20 protein-coding genes and 1 pseudogene are annotated in these 21,882 nt (G+C 36.8%); 7 read left to right on the forward strand and 14 right to left on the reverse strand.

What is annotated here, in order from left to right; genetic code table 11:
* The first annotated feature begins 307 nt into the window (after positions 1–307).
* Positions 308–556 (forward strand): hypothetical protein, encoded by a 249-nt coding sequence (locus tag M3212_RS20710; RefSeq protein ID WP_251195833.1) that lies wholly within the window; start codon positions 308–310, stop codon positions 554–556.
* A 159-nt stretch (positions 557–715) separates the two neighbouring features.
* Here the strand turns inward: M3212_RS20710 and M3212_RS20715 are convergent, their stop codons facing one another.
* A complete protein-coding gene (locus tag M3212_RS20715) occupies positions 716–2,197 on the reverse strand; it encodes an amidase family protein (protein WP_251195834.1) in 1,482 nt (493 codons plus the stop codon).
* Positions 2,198–2,229: 32 nt separating this feature from the next.
* A complete protein-coding gene (locus M3212_RS20720) occupies positions 2,230–2,970 on the reverse strand; it encodes a helix-turn-helix domain-containing protein (RefSeq protein WP_251195835.1) in 741 nt (246 codons plus the stop codon).
* A 777-nt stretch (positions 2,971–3,747) separates the two neighbouring features.
* On the opposite strand from M3212_RS20720, the gene M3212_RS20725 reads away from it, so the two are divergent.
* The 6 genes from M3212_RS20725 (at position 3,748) to ureC (ending at position 9,166) form a co-directional block, all read left to right on the forward strand.
* Positions 3,748–4,869, forward strand: a complete 1,122-nt coding sequence (locus M3212_RS20725) for a class II histone deacetylase (RefSeq protein WP_251195836.1) — start codon at positions 3,748–3,750, stop codon at positions 4,867–4,869.
* A 296-nt stretch (positions 4,870–5,165) separates the two neighbouring features.
* Positions 5,166–5,978: an urease accessory protein UreD gene (locus tag M3212_RS20730; RefSeq protein ID WP_251195837.1), complete on the forward strand. Its 813-nt coding sequence runs from the start codon at positions 5,166–5,168 to the stop codon at positions 5,976–5,978.
* A gap of 106 nt (positions 5,979–6,084) precedes the next feature.
* Positions 6,085–6,657 (forward strand): urease accessory protein UreF, encoded by a 573-nt coding sequence (locus M3212_RS20735; RefSeq protein ID WP_349774215.1) that lies wholly within the window; start codon positions 6,085–6,087, stop codon positions 6,655–6,657.
* A gap of 24 nt (positions 6,658–6,681) precedes the next feature.
* Positions 6,682–7,035, forward strand: a complete 354-nt coding sequence (gene ureA, locus M3212_RS20740) for an urease subunit gamma (RefSeq protein WP_251195839.1) — start codon at positions 6,682–6,684, stop codon at positions 7,033–7,035.
* 14 nt (positions 7,036–7,049) lie between these two features.
* Complete coding sequence (ureB, locus tag M3212_RS20745) at positions 7,050–7,451, forward strand: urease subunit beta (protein ID WP_285874911.1); 402 nt, start codon at positions 7,050–7,052, stop codon at positions 7,449–7,451.
* Between the two features lie 2 nt (positions 7,452–7,453).
* Complete coding sequence (gene ureC, locus M3212_RS20750) at positions 7,454–9,166, forward strand: urease subunit alpha (protein ID WP_251195840.1); 1,713 nt, start codon at positions 7,454–7,456, stop codon at positions 9,164–9,166.
* Positions 9,167–9,354: 188 nt separating this feature from the next.
* On the opposite strand, the pseudogene M3212_RS20755 reads toward ureC, so the two are convergent.
* The 12 genes and pseudogenes from M3212_RS20755 to M3212_RS20810 all read right to left on the reverse strand — a co-directional run.
* Positions 9,355–9,615 (reverse strand): annotated as a pseudogene (locus M3212_RS20755) (amidase family protein); the annotation flags it as partial.
* Between the two features lie 203 nt (positions 9,616–9,818).
* Complete coding sequence (locus M3212_RS20760) at positions 9,819–11,219, reverse strand: amidase (protein ID WP_251195841.1); 1,401 nt, start codon at positions 11,217–11,219, stop codon at positions 9,819–9,821.
* A gap of 1 nt (position 11,220) precedes the next feature.
* Positions 11,221–11,391 (reverse strand): hypothetical protein, encoded by a 171-nt coding sequence (locus M3212_RS20765; RefSeq protein WP_251195842.1) that lies wholly within the window; start codon positions 11,389–11,391, stop codon positions 11,221–11,223.
* Between the two features lie 43 nt (positions 11,392–11,434).
* Positions 11,435–12,859: an amidase gene (locus tag M3212_RS20770; protein WP_251195843.1), complete on the reverse strand. Its 1,425-nt coding sequence runs from the start codon at positions 12,857–12,859 to the stop codon at positions 11,435–11,437.
* 89 nt (positions 12,860–12,948) lie between these two features.
* Positions 12,949–14,343 (reverse strand): amidase, encoded by a 1,395-nt coding sequence (locus M3212_RS20775; protein WP_251195844.1) that lies wholly within the window; start codon positions 14,341–14,343, stop codon positions 12,949–12,951.
* 16 nt (positions 14,344–14,359) lie between these two features.
* Positions 14,360–15,214, reverse strand: coding sequence for a nitrilase family protein (locus M3212_RS20780; RefSeq protein ID WP_251195845.1), 855 nt, complete (start codon positions 15,212–15,214; stop codon positions 14,360–14,362).
* On the reverse strand, positions 15,189–16,187 hold the full coding sequence (locus M3212_RS20785) for an ABC transporter ATP-binding protein (protein ID WP_251195846.1): 999 nt from the start codon (positions 16,185–16,187) through the stop codon (positions 15,189–15,191). The genes M3212_RS20780 and M3212_RS20785 overlap by 26 nt, the downstream gene beginning before the upstream one ends.
* The gene (locus tag M3212_RS20790; RefSeq protein WP_251195847.1) at positions 16,165–17,181 is read right to left on the reverse strand and encodes an ABC transporter ATP-binding protein; all 1,017 of its coding nucleotides are present in this window, start codon (positions 17,179–17,181) and stop codon (positions 16,165–16,167) included. Before M3212_RS20790 ends, M3212_RS20785 begins: the two co-directional genes overlap by 23 nt.
* An 18-nt stretch (positions 17,182–17,199) precedes the next feature.
* Complete coding sequence (locus tag M3212_RS20795; protein WP_251195848.1) at positions 17,200–18,105, reverse strand: ABC transporter permease; 906 nt, start codon at positions 18,103–18,105, stop codon at positions 17,200–17,202.
* Between the two features lie 12 nt (positions 18,106–18,117).
* Positions 18,118–19,065, reverse strand: coding sequence for an ABC transporter permease (locus M3212_RS20800; protein ID WP_251195849.1), 948 nt, complete (start codon positions 19,063–19,065; stop codon positions 18,118–18,120).
* Between the two features lie 61 nt (positions 19,066–19,126).
* The gene (locus tag M3212_RS20805; protein ID WP_251195850.1) at positions 19,127–20,704 is read right to left on the reverse strand and encodes an ABC transporter substrate-binding protein; all 1,578 of its coding nucleotides are present in this window, start codon (positions 20,702–20,704) and stop codon (positions 19,127–19,129) included.
* Between the two features lie 712 nt (positions 20,705–21,416).
* On the reverse strand, positions 21,417–21,698 hold the full coding sequence (locus M3212_RS20810; protein WP_075384669.1) for a hypothetical protein: 282 nt from the start codon (positions 21,696–21,698) through the stop codon (positions 21,417–21,419).
* Between the last annotated feature and the right edge of the window lie 184 nt (positions 21,699–21,882).

Consider the following 21,882-nt stretch of genomic DNA (forward strand, 5'->3'; position numbering starts at 1 on the left):
CTTTTAATTTGGATTTGGACAGAACTACCAAACCTAATTATAAGGAGTTTTTTTATGTCTTGAAACCATAAATTTCTACTCGAAACTACTTGACAAATTTTTAATAACTTTATGCAAAGCTAATGATTTATTAAATAAAAAAAATGATATTGAAGCCCAGATCTCACAAACGGTCGAATTAAATGATAATCCTAACAGCGCTTATTGGATACAAATTGACGATGTTTATTCAGACTATATAACAGAAGAAGGGCAAACAAAATGGTTCGCCTTTGAGAATCTTGAACATGGGAAACTAACCGTATTTATGCAAACTGTAGCTTCACAGAATGTAGATTATGACTTACATTTATTCAAACTAAATGAAAGTACAATGATGTTAGAGGAACAACTATCCTCAACTTATGGACCTGCTTTAGATGAACAGATCGCTAGAATTAGTGATGAAGGTATTTATTTTATCGCTATTCAATCATGGCAAGGATTTGATATAAATAACCCTTTTGCTTTTATTGTTCAACACCCTCTTTCTTCCTTCATCTCAATCGTATATTAGGGTCGATACTTTCTATGCTAAAAAGGTAAAATAGTCTCTTAAAGACTGTCTCAAAAGGATACTATCGATCCATTGAAACAGCCTCTATATGACTCTCATTTTTATGAATATAGTAAAACTTTGGGAAAGAGAGAGTTATTTATGTAAACAAAAGTTACATTAAGGAGTTAATGATGGAGGTGTTCTATGTTTAGTTGCTTTTTCATAAGAATAAGCAAGTTCAATTAATTTCGCTTCCTCAAAAGCTCTTCCTAGCAATTCGGCTCCAACTGGAAATCCATCAGCTGTAAAGCCAATTGGAAAACTAATGGCAGGTAATCCAGAGTTTGCACTCAAATACCCATTGTTATCTTCCCAACGTTGTTCATCAACTAACGAGGTGGACGTTTTAAAAGTTGGATAATAAATAGCATCAAGACCATGTAACTCCATTTGTTGCAATATTCCTTTACGCAGTTTCCCTCTATTTTCTAATGCCGATTTATATTGAACATCCTCTAAAGATTTACCGAGTGCTTCTTTTAAATAACCATCAATACCCTCAATATGTTGTGCTTGATCAATTAAATCTTTTAAAGAAGTGACAGGACGAGTCTCGCCCAATGATTGAAAATAGTTGTTTAACGCAGATTCAAATTCCCAAGAAACAACAGATGCGTCGAATTCAAACATTTCAGGTAATGTAATATCAATCATTTCAGCACCTAGTTTTTCCATCTTTTGGATGGATGCTTCAAGCAACGAATTGGTATCTGTGGCTTCTTCCCCTTGACCAAAGTAGTCTCTGAACACACCAATTGTTGTCCCTTGTAATGAATTTTCTTTTAAATGAGCAAGAAAGCTCTTAGGTTTTTTACCAACACCAAATTCCGTAATAGGATCGCGAGAATCTAGTTTTCCAGAAATGACATCCATTACAGCTGCGACGTCTGAGACTGTTCTGCCAATCGGACCTCCCACATCTTGTGTAGTTGAAATCGGAACTATTCCAGAACGACTCGTTAATCCAAATGTCGCACGTAAGCCTACTAAGTTATTTTGAGAGGCAGGGTACCGAATGGAACAACCTGTATCTGTTCCCAACCCAACGGCTGCGAAGTTTGCTGCGATTGCAGCACCCGTTCCTCCACTCGAACCACCTGCATGCTTGCTCAGATTATATGGGTTTAATGTTTGACCTCCAAGTGAACTGTTTGTTGAAATCCCAAAAGCAAATTCATGTAGATTGGATTTAGCTAGAATAATAGCTCCCGCTTCCCGCAATTGCTTAACTATAAAAGAGTCCTTTAATGGAATGGAATCCTTCAGAACTTTAGACCCAGCTGATGTTGGCATATCATACGTATCAAAATTATCTTTTAAGATGATGGGTATCCCATGCAATAACCCCCGTTTCCCCGATCTTCTTCTTTCTTCATCCAATGAACGAGCCGTTTCCAACGCTTGATCATTAATATAAATAATAGAATTTATCGCTGGCCCTTTTTTATCATACATCTCAATTCTTTGAAGATAGTAGGTTACTAACTCCTCGGAAATCAGTTTGCCTCTTTCAAGCGCTTCTTGCAATTCAACAATTGTAGCTTCGTTAATAGTAAATGGCCGATCCTCGATGTTGTTTATAAGTTTATTTAGTTCCACTAATCTCATCACCTTTCTTTTTATAAGTTACATTACGACACAGTGTAAGGTATTCGAATATTGCGTACCATTGTTTCGTAATGTTCTTTAAATTGACAGGGGGGCAAATTCGAATATTTCTTAAAGTCTTTAATTAAATGGGATTGATCATAGTACCCATTTTCATGAACAATCTCCGAAAGGACAAAATTTTCCGACAGTAGTATTTTTTTCATCGCACTTTGAAACTTTACAATTTGACTAAATTGTTTCGGCGAAAAACCAATATATTCTTCAAACTTCTTTCGTAAATAACGGTCAGAGTAACCTGATTGCTCCGATAATCTTTTTATGTTTAGCTGACGCTTTGATGAATAAATCTCATGTAATGTAAAGTTAATAATATTCTGATCATATTTAGCGTCAACTCTTGAGACTTTCATATGTTTTTTAAAAAATCTTATCCTCTCTTCAAACGATGTAGCGGCCGCAATCCTCTCAATAATCCTTTCGTCAAAAGAAACAGCATCACATAAAGGAATTTGTTTATTAAGGATTTCTTTCATCGAGTAATTAAGTTTCAATAAATTTTGTTCAGGGAAAAATCTCACCCCAAAGTATTCACAATTGATATAGAAATTCGACTGCTTATGTTTACTGTATTTTAATGAGCTTGTCCAAACGACAGCAGAAGGAACTAAGGGGTTGCAACAAAATAACACGTCAAAACATCCATCAGGAACAATTGAGAGGCTCTCGGTAGAGTGACTGCCCGTTTTATATTGGTAAAACAATGCGATATCACTACTAATAGGCTTTACTTCTTTGTAACACTCTCTTTCAACGATAAGTAAGGGTTGAGATGGTAGAAAATTGCTTTTGCAATGGAGAGATCGAATGATGGTTAGAACCCCCTTTCTTTGATAGTTTGGTAGTTTGTCTTGTTAAAAAATTATCCCAATCTCCTTGTCTTTACAATAAACTAGTCAGATATTCTTACTCTCTTTCTTCATACGTCCGCTCCATCATTAGGTATGGAGCATTAAATTGTGTTGAGTAAAGGGTTCGTTAAGTTACGATGGATAATAAGGCTCTGGATGAGAGATAGCATATTTCAAACGATCGGCCGAAACTCTACTAAGTGATCGACAAAAAGCTTTAACATAGTCCATTTGGTCAGTTCAAAAAGGAAGGGTTTTTATCAACAGAACGATTGTAAGAAACGGAACTAGTCTATTTACAAATATAAAAACTGCAATTATTATTCGGAATAAGTTTTACATACTTGAAAAAGGGATCGAGTCAAGCTTTCATCATTGAGGGTTTATCATTTCCTACTGTTGCTGAGCTGTAACCATCAGGCATAACTGGCGGTTGCTTCCCTATTATCTTTTTCATTGCTTTAACGTTTCTTAGGGGTATGACTGCTAGTTAATGTATGACAAAAATTGTAAATAGTTTTCCACTCAGAAGAGTCAAACAGAAAGAATGTGTTCCATGTTTGTAATAACCAAGTAACATGCTTCTTTATTTTTGTTTCACTTACAAATTCTATTCTGGAGGGAAAAAGTATGAAAAAAACTGGATTTATAAGTCATGAAAGCTTTTTTTGGCATAACACAGGGAATGGTTCTCTCTTTCTTCCACCGGGAGGCTGGGTTGAACCGAATATACACGCTGAAAATCCTGCTACGAAGAGAAGATTTAAGAACTTATTAGAATTAAGCGGTTTATATGATCAGTTAGAAAAAATCTCCCCGAGAACAGCTACAAGAGAAGAATTAGAGTATTTCCATACCTCTGAATACATCGATAATATTAAGGAGTTAAGTGATCAAACAGGTGGAGATGCTGGCGAATTATCTCTTTTTGGGAAGGGATCTTTTGAAATTGCAAAATTAGCAACGGGAGGCGCGATTACAGCAACAGACGCTGTAATGAATGGAGACGTTGATAATGTGTACGCGCTAATTCGTCCATGTGGTCATCATGCTGAACGCGATCGTGGGATGGGGTTTTGTATCTTCAATCATGTCGCAATTGCGGCAAAATATGCAAAAAAGAAATATGGCCTCAAACGCATACTCATTGTAGACTGGGACGTTCATCACGGGAATGGAACAGAGCAAGCGTTCTATGACGATCCTGACGTCCTCTTTGTCTCGTTGCATCAAGAATTAAATTACCCTGCTAATAGCGGTCTAGTTGAACATACAGGTGAAGGAAAAGGGGAAGGGTACAACATCAATATTCCGCTTCCTGCAGGGACTGGGAATGCTGGTTATATGCATGCATTTGAACAAATCATAGGTCCAATTGCAAAAGAATTTAAACCTGAATTAATTTATATTTCAGCGGGCCAAGATGCCAGCAATTATGATCCCCTTGGAAGAATGATGGTCGATGCAGAAGGTTACTATCAACTTGCCGACTTCATGAAGAAGTTAGCTGAAAAGCATTGTGATGGTAAATTAATCGCTTGTCATGAAGGTGGTTACAGTGCAGACTACGTACCGTTTTGCTCCTTACGAATAGTAGAAGCGATGAGTGAGATAAATACGCCTGTAGAAGATCCATATAAAATAAACACACCTGCTACGACTTATATCGTAACTGAGGGTCAAAAGAAATTAGTAGAAGACGTAATCAAGGTTCACTCCAATTATTGGAGTTTTGGAAAAATGAGCGTTTAACGGGAATGCCTGCTAGTTTTTAGGTATTAAAGCCTTCAAGTTTAACTAGCTGTTTTCAACGGCTAGTTAAACTTGAACGGGTAACCCCCTCTTTTAAACCCAAAAAAACTATTGAAAGATATCTGACAAACTACTTGCTTATTAGTAGTATTCTCATATGATTGAAGTAACTGAGAATGGATCGTGCGACCAATAACTCAAGTTCTATCTAATTCTATCATCATGATCTTTCCCCCATTACATCAATATCACTTAATGGATTTATATTTACTTCATTTACCCCAGGAGGTTACCTAGTGTTTGGAAGACTTAATCTAACTGTTCTGTCCAGCGAGAAAAAAAGCATTCTATCAAATCTTACATTTTCTTCACCTGTTAAAGTAATGAGACCTTTTTATTTGGATACCATCGGCACTGCTTACCTATATATGATGGATATTTCAGGTGGGATGTTAGCTCATGATACCCTTGTTTGTGATATCAAAATAAAAGAAAATTCGCACCTCTACTTAACGAATAATTCTGCTACTAAAATTCATCCAATGGAGGATGGATATGCGACAATGACTAACTTTTTTGATGTTGAACAAGGTGCAAGCCTAGAATATTTCCCCGAAGAAATTACATTGTATAAAAATAGCTCTTTAAATACCAATACAATTATAGATTTACATGAACATTCATGCGTAGCCGCCTCTGAAATTCTTTTTTTAGGGAGGAAAAATTTTGGTGAGTTCTTACACTTTTCAAACCTAACGAGTAATTTAGAAATAAGAATGAATGGTAACGTAGTCTTGTTTGAGCGTTTTAACATTAGCCCTCAAAATAAAGACTACCTTGGTTTAGGCTTTATGGAAGATTTCAGTCATTACGGAAGTCTCTACATTTACTCGTTTGAAAATAACAGGGATTTAGTAGAGAACATACGTCACTCCATAAAAGATATAACTGAAAAAATGAACATTGCTTGTACCCTTCACCACAGTGGAGTCATCGTTATAAAGGCTTTAGCTAACAACCATTATTCCATTAAGACAGCGTTTAAAATCATATGGGAAAACGTTCGACCCCAGTTACTAAAGGAGGGTTTGCCTTATATTCGCAAATAAACATATTTCTAACTTATTAACATGGCTACAAATTTCTGGTGGAACCTTTCCAACAGGAGGGTTTAATCATTCATTAGGTCTTGAAACTTACATTCAATCTTCTACGATCAAATCAGGAAAAGATGTTTTAAAGATTTTACATGTTCAATTAGACACTATGAAAAATTCAGATGTTATTTTTCTAAAAGAAGCATTTTATGCGATGAAAAACAACGAGGTTGAAGCATTACGCCATCTTGATCAATATTATACTGCTTTTAAACTAGAAGAAGAATTAGCAATAGCTAGTACGAAAACAGGTCGATCACTTTTAACAGGTATCATCCCTTTGTATACAGGCAAAACATTAGAAGCCTTAACTCATTTAAAAAAGCTAAAAATTAGTCATTATCCAGTAATTTATGGAGCCATTACGTCTATTTTAGATTTGTCTTTGGAAGATGCTGTTTACACCTACTTATACTCTTCTCTATCCAACCTTGTATATGTATCAAGCCGCATTATTCCTTTAGGACAAGTAGAGTCACAAAAAGTTCTGGCCTCCATTAGAGATGGAATGCTCAATCAACCATTTGACTATGAATCTCTTACTTTAAATGATATTTCTTCATTTACCCCTGGTCTGCAATTAGCCTCATTGAAACATGAAACTCTTTTTTCACGCTTATGTATGTCATAGAATCTAATATTTGGAGGGAAAGCTATGCATTTAACCCCAAGAGAAAACGAAAGATTAACACTTTTTGTTGCAGCAGAATTTGCAAGAAGAAAATTTAGAGACGGTGTGAAATTAAACCACCCTGAAACGATTGCGATCATTTGTGATGAACTTTTAGAACAGGCTCGTTACGGAAATAAAAGCTTATCAGATGTTATTGCATTGGGAAGAAGAATTCTCACAAAGGAAGATGTCATGACGGGAGTCGATAAGCTAATTCCAATAATCCAAGTCGAAGGAATGTTTGATGATGAAGCAAAACTAATAACCGTTTACGACCCTATTACTTGCTCAAACCGATTAGAACTTGAAGGCGAAACTTACATAACTCTCAATTAAAGGAGTGGAATGCATTGAATTTCGAAGGGTTAGAAGTTAGTTCAGTGATTTATAAGAACGAGGATATCACTATAAATGAACAGTCCAAGCGAGTGAAACTAAAAGTAATCCATTGCGGAGATCGACCTATTCAAGTAGGTTCACATTTTCATTTCTTTGAAGCAAACAAGGCCCTTAAGTTTAACCGAGAAAAAGCGTTTGGAATGCATCTAGATATTTTATCAGGTACGGCTGTTCGATTCGAACCTGGTGATGAGTCAATTGTTACGTTAGTTGAGTATAACGGCAACAAAAATATTATTGGCTTTAATGGTTTAACGATGGGAAATGTGGAAGACGAAACCGTCAAACAGGAAGCTTTAAGAATGGCCAGTGAAAGAGGATTTTTATTTTTAGAGGAAGATGAGGTGAATTAAAGGTGAAATATAGCAGAAGAAACTATGGAGAAGTTTATGGTCCAACAGTAGGCGATAAGATTAGCTTAGCTGATACAAATTTATGGATTGAGATCGAAAAAGATTATAACAAAGAATCATACGGTGACGAAGCAGTCGTTGGAGGCGGAAAAACGGTTAGAGATGGGATGGGGCTATCCAACACATCGAGTAAAAGCGAAACACTTGATTTTGCCATTACTAACGTCATTATAATGGATCCTGAACTAGGTATTATCAAAGGTGATATCGGAATCAAAGATGGTATCATCGTTGGCATCGGTAAAGCTGGAAACCCAGAAACCATGGATATTACTCCTGGTCTTGTTATTGGACCAGGTACAGACATCATCTCCGCTTCCCCAGGTATGATTGCAACAGCTGGTGGCATTGACACTCATATTCACTTTATATCAGCAGACCAGGTTAATGAATCACTAAGTAGCGGCCTTACGACGATGATCGGCGGCGGCAGTGGTCCAGTTACACTTGCCATTGATGCTGCTGGTGAGTTTAATGTACAACGGATGATTGAAGCGTTTGAATCATTCCCAATCAATGTAGGAATTATTGGTAAAGGAACATTAAGCCAACGAGAAGCTGTTATCGAGCAGATTGAAGCTGGTGTCATAGGTCTTAAAATTCATGAAGACTGGGGAGCGACTCCTGCTGTTATTGATAACTGCTTAGCTGTGGCCGATGAATACGATGTTCAAGTTCAAATTCACACCGACACGCTTAACGAAGCAGGTTATGTAGATGATACATTAAACGCCATAAATAAGCGCACGATCCATGCTTACCATGTTGAAGGAGCTGGTGGCGGTCATGCACCAGATATACTAGAATGCGTTTCTTACCCTTGGATACTCCCTTCTTCAACGAATCCAACCAATCCTTTTACTGTAAATACAGTTGATGAACATTTAGATATGATCATGGTCGCCCACCATTTAAACCCGTTAATTCCAGAAGATGTATCATTCGCGGACTCTCGCGTTCGCTATGAAACAATTGGTGCAGAAGATGTCTTACACGATCTTGGTGCCATTAGTATGATGAGCTCAGACTCCCAAGGTATGGGTCGTGTAGGAGAAACCATTTCACGAACATGGCAACTCGCTGCTAAAATGAAATTGCAACGCGGACCACTTGCTGGTGACTCTGAGTACAATGATAACAATCGTGTGCTCCGCTATTTAGCCAAATATACATCAAATCCAGCAATTGCACTTGGAATTCAGGATTATGTCGGGTCCATCAAGCCAGGTAAAGTGGCTGATATTGTTTTATGGAAGCATGACTTTTTTGGTGCCAAACCTGAAAGAATCATAAAATCTGGTTTTGTTGTCTGGTCAGCTATGGGCGAACCGAATGCGTCAGTAATGACATGTCAACCGATCACCTATCGACCTCAATTTGGAGCATTCGGTAGTAATCCAAATCGTCTCTCTTATGTTTTTACTAATAAACTAGCGTTAGAAAAAGGCTTAAAAGAAAAAGTGCCTAATTCAGCACAAAAGCTCTTACCTGTAAGAAATACTAGAAATATCGGAAAAAAGGATATGATCCGAAACGATTACTGTCCAAATATAAAAGTTGACCCCGAAACGTATAAAGTTTCCATTGATGACGTACCTATTGAAGCAGAACCGATTACAGACCTGCCATTAAATAAATTATATTTTTTACGATAAATAGCAGAATTGAAAGAGCGTTCCTAAAAATAGGTACGCTCTTTCTCAATCCCTTATGCAATTATGATTATTTAATAATTATTCCTTTTTGTTTGGATTTTTGATAACCTCTATCACCTTCTTTAAGAGCTTCAATGATTTTTTCTGACTGCTACGAATGTACCTAGGTTCCTCTGACGTATTCGACCTTAGACTAATGAACTCTTGATAATAGGTGATTGTTCATGAAAGTTCGTTGTTTCTTGAAACGCTTGGCCCACTCTAAATAAAGTTGCTTCTTCGAAAGGTTTACCAATATTCTGCATTCCAATTGGCAATTCGTTATCATCAAAGCCACATGGAATACTTAATGCAGGCAACCCAGCTAAACTTGGAATCCCTGTAAACTGCATGATTGCCGATAACATATCCTCTTCCTTCCCATTAATAGAAACTTTTGTTTCTCCTAGTTTGGTCGCTGTAAACGGTAGGCATGATGATCTTTAATTTGCTCGGCCGCTCTTCTGATAAAGGTAAATCAGCTATATTAGCTAACAATCTTATATCTTTTGTCTCCACGATCGGTCCTCCATAAGAACATAATTAGATAAAAATTGAGAAAAACAAGCAACCGCTTGTTTTCTCAATTTTCCGTTTTAATATTTACTTTTCGTTAAATAACACTTTTATTTAACTCTTCTTCAAATGATGGTTTAAGGCCATTTAAAGGATTTGTTTTCTCTAAGGCATATGCAAAGTTAAGAATTTCGGCTTCTTTAAAGGCTGGACCAATGATTTGCATTCCTACTGGTAACCCTTCGCTTATACCACAAGGAACAGATATAGATGGGAGTCCTGTAAGGTTAGCAGGGCAAGATAAACGAACACCTTGACTAGTCGTATCAATTCCAATGGTAGGCGGAGCGACAGGTAAAGATGGACCAATGATAACATCGACTTTTTCAAATGCTTTTAAAAACTCCATATCAATCATTCTTCTTATTTGTTGTGCTTGTAAGTAATCAACACCACTTGGAACCATACCAAGCTTTAGATTTAATCTGACATCCTCACCGAAATCATTCGGACGCGTTTGAATGTTACGGGCATGTATGGTTGATGATTCTGCTAAAATTGTAATATACTCTGCGTACATTGCATATTTAAGCGATCGGACTTTAATTACTTCTACCGTTGCACCCATACTTTCGAGTTGCTTAATTCCGTCTCTAACTGTTTTTTCAATACCATTGTCAATTTCTTGGAAGAAATAATCCTCAATAATACCGATAACTTTTCCTTTAATATCACCTGTTAGATAGTTAGAATAGTTCTCAATCGGTTTCTCAATTGTAGTAGGATCTTTTTCATCATAGCCAGCAATATACTCTAGAAGGATAGCGGCATCTTCAACTGTTTTCGTCATTGGTCCAATATGGTCTAAACTCCAAGATAGAGGAAAACATCCATATTTACTAACACGACCGTGTGTAGGCTTTAAACCCACAATTCCACATGCTGCTGCTGGCATTCGAATCGATCCACCCGTATCAGTTCCTAGCGAAGCAATCGTCATATCTGCTGCAACAGCTGCACCAGACCCCCCACTTGAACCCATTGGATTTCGTTGTAAATCCCAAGGGTTACGGCAAGCTCCAAAATGGGGGTTGTCCGTTGTCGCTCCCCATGCATATTCATGCATATTTAGTTTACCTGTAAAAACAGATCCAGCTTCTTTTAGTTTGGTTACAACCGTTGCATCAAAATCTGGTACAAAGTCTTTATGAATTTTTGACCCGTACGTAACGGTTTCCCCTTTAAAATTAAGGATATCTTTTAACGCTAAAGGAATTCCATGTAAAACCCCCTTATAATTTCCATTACTAATTTCAACCTCTGCTGCTTTTGCTGCCTCAAGAGCCGTTTCCTCATTGATGTCAATATAAGCATTTATCGTAGGATTATATTCTTTCGTTCTTTTTAAAACTGCTTCAGTTATTTCAACAGGTGATAGTTCCTTAGATTCGACTAAGGGCGCTAAGTCGGCAATCGTCTTTTTTGCTAATTCACTCATATTACTTTCCCTCCTTTGGAGCATGGCATAGGGCAATATCTAATTCATTTTGTAGTACATCATCCAAATCCTGTTTTAATGCTTGAATTCCTTCCCATTGAGCATGAAGTGCTACACTTTCCTCTTCTGTAACTTCAATTCCTTTTGCAGTTAATAGATCATACATTGTCATATGAAAACACTCCTCATTTTTTAATTTTTTTACTTACTTGTATTTAATTCGTTAATAATTCTTTTAAATTAGGTTTCTTTGAAAATTGTGGATTATTCTTTTCAAAAGCATATGCAAAATTTAGTACATCTTTTTCGTTGAATGCTGCTCCCATAATTTGTAGCCCTACTGGAAGACCATTACTAAATCCGCACGGTACCGAGATCGCAGGAATTCCTACTAAGTTTGCTGGACTTGTTAAACGAATTATGCTATCTAATGCAGGATACTCTTTTCCATTAATAACAACCATCTCGTCGCCAATTGTTGGAGGTAGAGCAGGCAATGTAGGTGATATTAATACATCTACTTGATTAAAGACGTTAGCAAATTCTTTGATCATCATTGTTCGAACTTGCTGCCCTTGGAGATAATCTACAGCTGATGGGATATTGCTGAATTTCAATAAATGTTGAACATCTGGACCAAATTGATCTATTCGACTGATCAAGTTATTGCGGTGAATGGTTGCTGACTCCGCCATAAACGTAATGTATTCAGCATATTCCGAATATTTCAGTGATGGAATATTGACTAGTTCCACTTTAGCACCTAAAGATTCAAGCTGTTTTATAGCAGTTTCAACTAACTGTTTTACCTTACGATCAACGCTATTAAAAAAGTAATCTTCCTCAATTCCAATTACTTTTCCTTTGATATCACCCGTTAAGAAAGATGCATAGTTTTCAACAGGTTTATCAATTGTTGTTGGATCTTTTTCATCATAACCAGCAATATACTCTAGCAGTATCGCCGTGTCTTCCACTGTTTTTGTCATTGGACCGATATGATCTAACGACCAAGATAACGGAAAGCACCCATATTTGCTTACTCTTCCATGAGTTGGCTTTAATCCAACAATTCCGCAAGCTGAAGCTGGAATTCGAACAGAGCCAGCCGTATCAGTACCTAAAGACGCAATCGTTAAATCAGCAGCAACTGCAGCGGCAGAACCACCACTAGATCCTCCTGGAATTTTTTCCATATTCCATGGATTACGACAAGGGCCATAATGAGGATTGTTATTTGTTGGCCCATATGCATATTCATGCATGTTGAGTTTTCCAGTGAATGTTGTTCCTACTTCTTTTAATTTTGAAACAACAGTAGCATTCTCACTCGCAATAAAATCTTGATGAATTTTCGAGCCAAATGTAACACGTTCATTTTCAAAGTGTAAAATATCTTTTAGTGCCATTGGAATTCCGTGCAAGGGACCTTTATAAATTCCTTGATTGATTTCTGCTTCTGCTTGCTTAGCATCCTCCAGTGCTTTTGCCTCATCTATACTAATAAAGGCATTAATTAAAACATTATAGTCCTTTGCTTGTTTTAATACTGATTGCGTTACTTCGATCGTTGATATTTCTTTAGATTTGATTAAAGGGGCTAATTCAGTAATGGTTTTCTGGTAAAGGGGTTGTTCCATTCCATCATTCCTCTCACTTTTTTCAAAAATAGAAAAGTTATGATTACAAATCTATTTCTAGATTAATAGATAAGGATAGAACTCGTAGATTATATTAAAACTTTATTAAGGTTTGGTTTTCTCCCTTGTAGAGGGTTGGTTTTTTCAAACGCATAGGCGATATTTAAAATCATTGCTTCGCTAAATCCTGGCCCCATAATTTGCATACCGACTGGTAGTCCCTCACTAAATCCACAAGGAACTGAAATAGCAGGTAAACCTGTCAAATTAGCAGGCGCCATCAATCGGACAGATGCTCCAACGATATTATCATCGCCAATTTTAGGTGCAGTAAATGGGAGCTGTGGCGAAACGAGTACATCTACTTTTTCAAATACGTTCGAAAACTCTCTTTTCATGATTGTTCTCACTTGTTGTGCTTGTAAGTAATCGACTGCAGAAGGAACTTCACCTAGTTTTAAAAGGAATTGGACATCTGTACCAAAATCTTCTGGACGAACCTTCATATTTTTTTGGTGAATGGTTGTTGCTTCTGTCATAATTGTTGTCATTTCTGCAAAGACGGTATATTCCAGGGAAGGAATTTTAACGATTTCAATTTTTGCACCCAGTTGTTCTAATTTCTTAATTCCTTCCCTAACCTCATTCTCTACACCACTTTCGATATCGCTAAAAAAGAAATCTTCTTCAATTCCTATGACTTTACCTTTGATATCTCCAGTTAGCAATTTGGAATATTCAACCGAATCTGTACGTTGAGTGGTAATATCCATTTCGTCTTGACCAGCAATATATTCTAGCATAATGGCGTTATCTTCCACGGTTTTGGTCATCGGTCCGATATGATCTAATGACCATGCTAGAGGAAAACAACCATATTTACTCACAAGACCATGTGTGGGTTTTAATCCGACGATTCCACATAAAGCGGCTGGTCCACGTATTGAACCACCAGTATCCGTTCCTAATGAACCAATCGTCATATCTGCACTGACAGCAGCTCCTGACCCACCACTAGATCCTCCAGGAATTCTTTCAAGGTCCCACGGATTTCTGCACGGACCAAAATGCGGATTATTCGTTGTCCCTCCCCATGCGTATTCATGCATATTCAACTTTCCAGTAAAAATTGCTCCAGCGTCTTTTAGTTTAGAGACAACTGTGGCATCATCAGTTGAACGAAAATTTTGATGGATTTTCGAACCAATTGATGTTTTTTCACCCTTAAAATAAAGAATGTCTTTGAGGGCCAGAGGGATACCGTGTAATTTCCCTCGGTATCCTCCTTGACTAATTTCCTCTTCAGCGTGCTTCGCTGCTGCTAATGCATTTTCTTCGGTGATGTCAACGTAGGCATTAATTTGTGGATTATACTTTTTGGCTTGGCTTAGAACGGATTCGGTTAACTCAACAGGTGAGATCGTTTTGTTTTTCACTAAGGGAGCTAATTCAGATATACTCATGCGAAATAATTCATCTTCCATAGCTTACTCTCCTTAATTAATGGATTTTTTGTTCGACTTGATAGATTTCTTCTCTTCGATCATCCATAATAGAATTTAATTTTGTTTTCTGTTTCCCTCTTCTTGCTTTTGATAAATCACAAGTAGCCAATAACAACTCTTCTTCATCATAACTTGCAGGACCAGTGACACACCAACCATCAGAATCGACGATAACGCTGCTACCTATGAAGGGTTGCCCCCGTTCCACACCAACTCGGTCTGCACAGGCTACAAAAACACTGTTCATATGTGCATTGGCTTGAGCGATATGAACGGCCATTCTTTTCTCTTCTTTTGGTTGATAAGCCATTGGTACCCAATTCGTTGCAACACAGACTAAATCAACACCATGTTTCGCATAAACTCGAAATGCTTCAGGAAACCAAATGTCATAGCATACCAAAATACCAAGCTTCCCATATTTTGTTTCAAACACAGGAAACCCTAAGTTACCCTCCTCAAAATAATATTTTTCTTCATTCCAGAGGTGATTTTTCCTATAGGTCCCTATATAGCCTTCAGGTCCAATTAGAACTGCTGAGTTGTAAAGCTTATCACCTTCTTTTTCATTAATCCCTGCGACAATATAGACATCATTTTCTTTCGCAACCCGAATCCAAGACTGAACAGTAGGGCCTGACGGAATTTCTTCTGCTAGTGATAATGCTTCTATTCGACTATTAAACACATAACCAGAATTACATAGCTCAGGCAGGACAATGATGTTTGCCCCTTTATTACTTGCTTGATTGATAAGTTCAATTGATTTTCTCGTATTTCCTGGAATATCCCCAAATACTGGCTCCATCTGTATGCAAGCAATATTAACTAAGTTTTCTTTGTGGTTCATCTTGGAATTCAACTCCCTCTTCTATAGGTGGGTTATAACATGCATACTGATGACCACCATCAAGGTGTACAACTTCTGGATGTGCCCCATAACAAACGTCTATTGCATATCCACATTTTTCCGAGAATACACATCCTCCTCCCTTCCCTGTGTTTTCATTCACATTATCCAATAACGGTTTCTTGTCTAACGATAACACTGAATCTAATAACATTCTTGAAACTGGATGGTAAGGAGTTTTATATAATGTGTCACTATCTGCTAGCTCAACTAACCTCCCCTTATACAAGACAGCTACACGATCACAGAAAAATTTTATAATACTTAAATTGTGTCCGATAAATAAGTAAGTCAAATTAAATTCTTCTTGGAGGTCAAGTAATAGATTCAGAATTTGAGCTTGAATTGATACATCTAGTGCTGAAGTTGGTTCATCTAAAACTAAAAATTCAGGTTTTAATGCAAGTGCTCTCGCAATACCAATTCTTTGTCTTTGACCACCCGAGAACTCATGTGGATACCTAATAAAATGCTCTTCTTTTAGACCAACTTTTACTAGTAATCTTAATACTTCCTCCTCAGCCTCCTTTTTAGTATTAGCAACTCCTAATCTTAACATTGGATTTACGATTTGCTCGCCAATCGTTTTTCTTGGATTAAATGAGGAAGCACTATCCTGAAAGATAATTTGCATTTTACGATAATATTCTTTCATTTCCTTATGTGAAAGATTGGTTAAGTCTTTCCCATCATAAATAATCTTGCCTGAAGAAGGTTCTATTAATCTTAAAACCATTCTTCCAATCGTCGATTTACCTGAACCAGACTCTCCAATTAAACCAATGATTTCGCCTTTTTTGATCGTTAAGTCAATTCCATTTACTGCTTTAAATGTCTTAGAGCTTTTCTTAAAGAAACCATTTCCTAATGAGAATTCCTTTTCCAACCCTTTAACTTCTAATAAGTTCTGCATAAGCTTCCTCCTCATTAAAGCATCGCACTAAATGACCATTCTCTTTAATGCTTACTTTAGGAAATTTATTTTGACACTCACTTGTTGCCTCATTACATCGACTGTAAAAACTACAACCATTTGGAAGATTCAATAAATCAGGTGGTGACCCACCGATCTGTTGGAGTCGTTTTTTCTTCCATTTTGAACTTTTTTCAAGAATGTCTAAAGACGTCTCAGGCATCGCATTCATTAAACCTTTTGTATAAGGATGTTTTGGTTTCGAGAGAATTTCTTGTGTTTCACCATATTCAACAATGCGTCCAGCATACATAACTGCTACATAATCACAAAGGTTGGCTACAACACCAAAATCATGGGTGATAAATAAAATACTAGTGTTTAATTCTTTGTTAATCTTTTTTAACAAGGCTAGTATTTGCATTTGAATGGTAGCATCTAGTGCAGTGGTTGGTTCATCTGCAATTAATAATTTAGGCTTACAACTTAATGCCATTGCAATCATTGCCCTTTGTCTCATTCCTCCACTTAAAGCATGTGGGTAGGAGTTTAACACTCGATCTGGATCATGAATCCCGACCAAATCTAGTAAATTCTTTGCCTCTTCAATGGCAGCTTTTTTAGAAAGACCCTGTCTATATTGAATAATTTCCAACATTTGATTTCCTACTGTAAAAGAAGGATCCATCGCTGTCAAAGGGTTCTGGAAAATCATTGCAATATCATTACCTCTAATTTTACGATACTCTTTTTCCGTTCTCTCCACTAGATTAATATCTTCAAAATTAATTGAACCATTTACGATCTTTCCATTTGGTTTTGGAATAAGTCCTAATATTGAAAGGCCAGTAATACTCTTTCCTGAACCTGACTCTCCAACAAGAGCCATAATTTCACCAGCTCGAATCGTTATATCTACACCATTCACTGCCCTAACTAAGCCATTTGGAGTAGAGAATTGGACTTCTAAATTATTAATTTCAAGTAAAGTCATAATCAGCTCTCCCTCTCTTTATTGTGTACGTTTATATGGATCTAAAGCATCTCGCAGACCGTCCCCTAACCAGTTAAAGGCTGTTGCTATAATTAAAATGACAAGTCCTGGGATTGTCGCTACATGAGGAGCGCCTTGTGTAAGTACCGATAATCCCCCTGCTGTCATTCTCCCCCAATCCGCATGAGGTGGTTGAATACCCAAGCCAAGGAAGCTTAATCCTGCGGCAAAAACGATCATTACACCTGTTAATGTCGTAGCATAAACAATTAAGTCAGAGACGACATTAGGTAAAATCTCTTTAAACAAAATCTCAAATTTATTAGCCCCTAAGGATTTTGCCGCCTCAACATACTCTTTTGTTTTTTCTGCTACAGTCGATGTGTAAACGACCCTTGTCATGTAAGGGAGTAAAACAAGACAGATTGAAAGCATAATCGCAGTCATTCCCGAGCCAACAATCGCCGCGATTGCTACAGCTAATAAAACCATTGGGAAGGCAAACAAAATATCTAATAACCTCATAATGACTTCACCAAGTCGCTGGAAATAACCCGCAACTAACCCTAAAGTTAAGCTCACTGCAAACATGACCAAAATAGGAACTATAGCTGAGACTAATGACAGTCTACCTCCCCAAATGAGCCGGCTTAGTATATCTCTGCCTTGGTCATCTAACCCTAAAATATGGCCTGGAGTTCCGATGCCCATTAATCGTTTGAAACCATCTGTTACATTTGGATCATAAGGGGCAATAACGGGTGCAAGAATTGAAACAAGGATTGTGATAGCGATGATAATAGCTCCTGTCATCGCCAGCTTATCTTTTTTGAACACTCGGATTGATTGTTTAAAAGCATTACTTCCTAATGAAATTTGCTTTTTAGTCAAATTTCCTTTATCAATAGCTAAGTTTTTTGCCATCTTTATTCCCCCCTAGCTCTTCAGTCTTGGATTTAATGACGTTACGATAAGGTCATTTATTAAGTTCAGTAGCACGAAGCTAATGGCAATAAATAATACACCAGCTTGTATCATTGGGATATCTTGAGCATTAATAGAAGTGTATAATTGACTTCCTATTCCAGGCCAAGAGAAAACAACTTCTACGAATAGTGCTCCACCCAATAAATACCCAATTTGTAATCCAGACATGTTTAATAGTGGAGAAAGAATATTTCTGAACACATGTTTGCTGATAATTTTAGATTCTGGGATCCCATTGGCACGGAATGTTTTAATATAATCCGTGTTTAACACTTCTATAATGCTACTACGTGTTAACCTAGCAATAACTGCTAGAGATACCGTCGCTGTTGCAAATGCTGGTAAAATTAGATGTTGCAATAAACCACTGAAACTTGGTCCAGTTCTCATGCTATACATTCCTGATGAAGGTAACCAACCTAACTTAATTGAGAAGAACCACATGATCACAATTGCTAACCAAAAAACGGGAGTATTAGCACCAAACTGAGCTAAAAACATAATAAAGCGATCAAAAAAAGTGTACTTTTTTAACGCAGCTAGTAGACCAATTAGGACACCACCAACAAGACAAATAAGTAATGCTCCTGCTGTTAAAATCAATGTGTTAAGTAACTTTGGAAGTAAAAAGTCTGCAACTGGAATTCTCATCGCGATTGAAGTGCCTAAATCTCCTTGCAGGACACTGAGTAGCCAGATTCCATATTGGACGAAAAATGGTTGATCTAAACCAAGTTCAGCTCTTAATTCAAGAATCGCGCTTTCTGTCGCCGCTTGACCGAGGATAATTCTAGCAGGGTCACCTGGAATTAAGTAGACCATTAAAAATACTAAGAATGAAACACCTAATAGGATAGGAATGATGGATAATATTCTTTTTAATAAATAGATAAACATGCAAAGCCTCCTATCTTGATAGAATGTAGGTTGCTAGTATGGTAGCAACCTACATCTGTTTTTAGTTGATGGTTACATCGATTAGGTCATACCACTCTTCATTTGGAGCGATAAAGCCTTCAACATAATCAGCCATTACATAAGGTGCAGTATCATTAACAATTGGAGCAAATGCAGCATCTTCTGCTAAAATTTGATTCGCTTGTTTCCAGTATTCATCCGCCACATCTGGATCAAGTTCTGTAATTGCCTTATGAACAAGTTCATCAAATTCTTCACTGTAGTAATTACCTGCATTCCCTATACCGTTTTCACTCCCGATGATTGAAATGAAATATGGTGTAGACATGCCCCATGACATTTGGTTAAATCCTACGTCTGGATCCATTGTTGTCCAAAACCCTAAATACGTAATCCATTCATAAGTGTCCAAAATAACATCGATACCCACTTTAGCTAAGTCTGCTTGTATCCATTCAGCCATTGGCACTGGAATAAGCTGTCCTGAACCATCGATAGACGTTTGAAACTTAACCTCAAAACCATCACCATAACCAGCTTCTTCTAATAATTCTTTTGCCTTTTCAGGATTATACTCATAATCAACAAAGTCTGGGTCAAATGCTGAATTTGCAGGTGTTTGTGCACTTGTTGAAGGAGTTGCAGTTCCTCTTAATAAATCATTCGCCATCCCTTCTCTATCAATTGCCATAATAATTGCCTGTCTAACTCTTAAATCTGAAATGGCAGGATGGTCAAAATTAAAGTTCAAATACCATGAATGTGGTGGTGCAGATTGTTCAAGTTTAAACCCACTATCTACTAAACGTTCAACACTGTCTGGTGTTGGAACCGCGATAATATCTACCTCACCAGACTCTAACGCTAATACACGAGCAGAACCATCAGGAATTGGTCTGAAAATAACTCCATCAATATGAGGTTTTTCACCCCAATAATCTTCATTACGAACAAGTTCAATTCTTTGCCCTCTTTCACGAGCTGCGAACTTAAATGGCCCAGTACCAACGGGATTTTCAGCATATTGATCATTCCCAGTTTTCATTAGTGCTGTTGGACTTAATATTCCTGTTGAACCCATTCCACCTTGTGTTAACAAGCTTAGGAATGCTGAAAATGGCTCATCAAATTCAAATACGAATGTATATTCATCTTCAACACGAATATCTTTCACTCTTTCATAAACTAAACTTAAGTTCCCCGCACTATTTGCATCATAGTATTCAAAGTCTGGGTCCCATGCTCGACGAACGTTGAATTCAACTGCTTCTGCATTAAATTCAGTTCCATCGTGGAATTTAACACCTTCTCTTAAATGGAATGTGTATGTTAAACCATCCTCTGAAATATCCCATGATTCTGCTAAGCCTGGCTTTAGTGGAGGATACATTTGATTTGGTTCTGACAAATCTCCAGTTACTAGCGACTCATGAATTTGTCTGTTGATACGGAATGTTACCCATCCACCTGCTCGGTGTGGATCTAATACATCAGCTTCTGATTCAATACCAATAATTAATATTCCGCCACCTCCACTGCCTTCAACCCCTTCAGAGGAACATGCAGTAGTTAGAGTTAATGCCAAAAGTAATAACATAAACAACAGCGCTTTTTTCAATTAAATCCACCCCTCTTTTTTAAAAATACGTTTTGTTTTTTTTATTTGGTATGTATTACCTCCTTTTCTGCCTTTATAATAATTCGAATATTTTGAGTTGTCTCAAAATGTGTAATATTTTATTACATGTTATTTGAAAATAGAATTTCTAATCGTTTTTTTTTATATTAATGAAAACGCATTCAAAAATTCAGTCTTTTTATCAATCTTCATTTCACTTTTGTGTTGTTATATCAAAGTTTCAGATGAACTCTTATAGAAATTCCGATTTTGAAACTATGAAACTCTGATCCCGGCTTTACTATTTCGATATAATAAAAACAACTAATAAAATGATAAAACTTTAGAGAACCAAATAATAAATTTAATCATTTTTAAACGAAATGAAACAAATTGCAGGAAATTGCAAAGCCTTTTAAAAACAGGTGACGTGTTAGTAGAATAACTAGTACTGTCAATGATTATATAAAACTAATACAGGTACTATCCATTTTTTTGGATAGTACCTGTATTAGTGAATTAATCAATAAATCCCTCTAGAATAAGCATTTAAAATAAATGTTTAATATCCATCCTCGCGATGATCTTGATATAAATAATTAAATAAGTAGAAATACAATTCAGCATATTTCATTTCACTACAACAATGTCCTTTTTCAAAACAGTGCTCACCAATGTACAAAATCACTAGGTCAAGAACTTTTTCCGTGTATTAATTTTTTTTCTCTTCAGAAAGTTCTACTTTTTTCCCGCCAACCGATAAGAAATGATAAACTTCCGCACCTTCTTTTAACTTGGTTATTCCGTTAATGTATGGCTTAACTAAGTCTTTGAAATCTTCATAGACCCCTTCATTTTCTAAGTGACCATACACATAAACTTTTTTTTCATCAACAATATATGAAAGATATCCAACCGCTTCACCGTCTCGATTCACGATATTTAATACTTGTGCATCTTGTTTATTTAATTCAGGCGAAAAATAAATATCCACGACTTTCCCTCCAATCCGATGTACTTTTTAAAGTCCTATATGAAAATTAAATATTGTTGAAGAAGGACATAGGTTAGCCCCACCTCTGCCATCTTTATGACCCACTCCGGACAAGATATTGATCCACTTATGACAGAAGTGATCCACAACCATATAAATAGTGAATCCAAAAAGTATTATTGGT

It is taken from the genome of Halalkalibacter oceani (assembly GCF_023715705.1).
Classification (GTDB): Bacteria; Bacillota; Bacilli; order Bacillales; family Bacillaceae_D; genus Halalkalibacter; species Halalkalibacter oceani_A.

Coding starts and splice junctions, on each gene's coding strand:
- ureA (WP_251195839.1), top strand. CDS start 6,682: ATGCATTTAACCCCAAGAGAAAACGAAAGATTAACACTTTTTGTTGCA.
- M3212_RS20760 (WP_251195841.1), bottom strand. CDS start 11,219: ATGAGTGAATTAGCAAAAAAGACGATTGCCGACTTAGCGCCCTTAGTC.
- M3212_RS20795 (WP_251195848.1), bottom strand. CDS start 18,105: ATGGCAAAAAACTTAGCTATTGATAAAGGAAATTTGACTAAAAAGCAA.
- M3212_RS20765 (WP_251195842.1), bottom strand. CDS start 11,391: ATGACAATGTATGATCTATTAACTGCAAAAGGAATTGAAGTTACAGAA.
- M3212_RS20710 (WP_251195833.1), top strand. CDS start 308: ATGCAAACTGTAGCTTCACAGAATGTAGATTATGACTTACATTTATTC.
- M3212_RS20725 (WP_251195836.1), top strand. CDS start 3,748: ATGAAAAAAACTGGATTTATAAGTCATGAAAGCTTTTTTTGGCATAAC.
- M3212_RS20780 (WP_251195845.1), bottom strand. CDS start 15,214: ATGAACCACAAAGAAAACTTAGTTAATATTGCTTGCATACAGATGGAG.
- M3212_RS20775 (WP_251195844.1), bottom strand. CDS start 14,343: ATGGAAGATGAATTATTTCGCATGAGTATATCTGAATTAGCTCCCTTA.
- M3212_RS20800 (WP_251195849.1), bottom strand. CDS start 19,065: ATGTTTATCTATTTATTAAAAAGAATATTATCCATCATTCCTATCCTA.
- M3212_RS20770 (WP_251195843.1), bottom strand. CDS start 12,859: ATGGAACAACCCCTTTACCAGAAAACCATTACTGAATTAGCCCCTTTA.
- M3212_RS20790 (WP_251195847.1), bottom strand. CDS start 17,181: ATGACTTTACTTGAAATTAATAATTTAGAAGTCCAATTCTCTACTCCA.
- M3212_RS20785 (WP_251195846.1), bottom strand. CDS start 16,187: ATGCAGAACTTATTAGAAGTTAAAGGGTTGGAAAAGGAATTCTCATTA.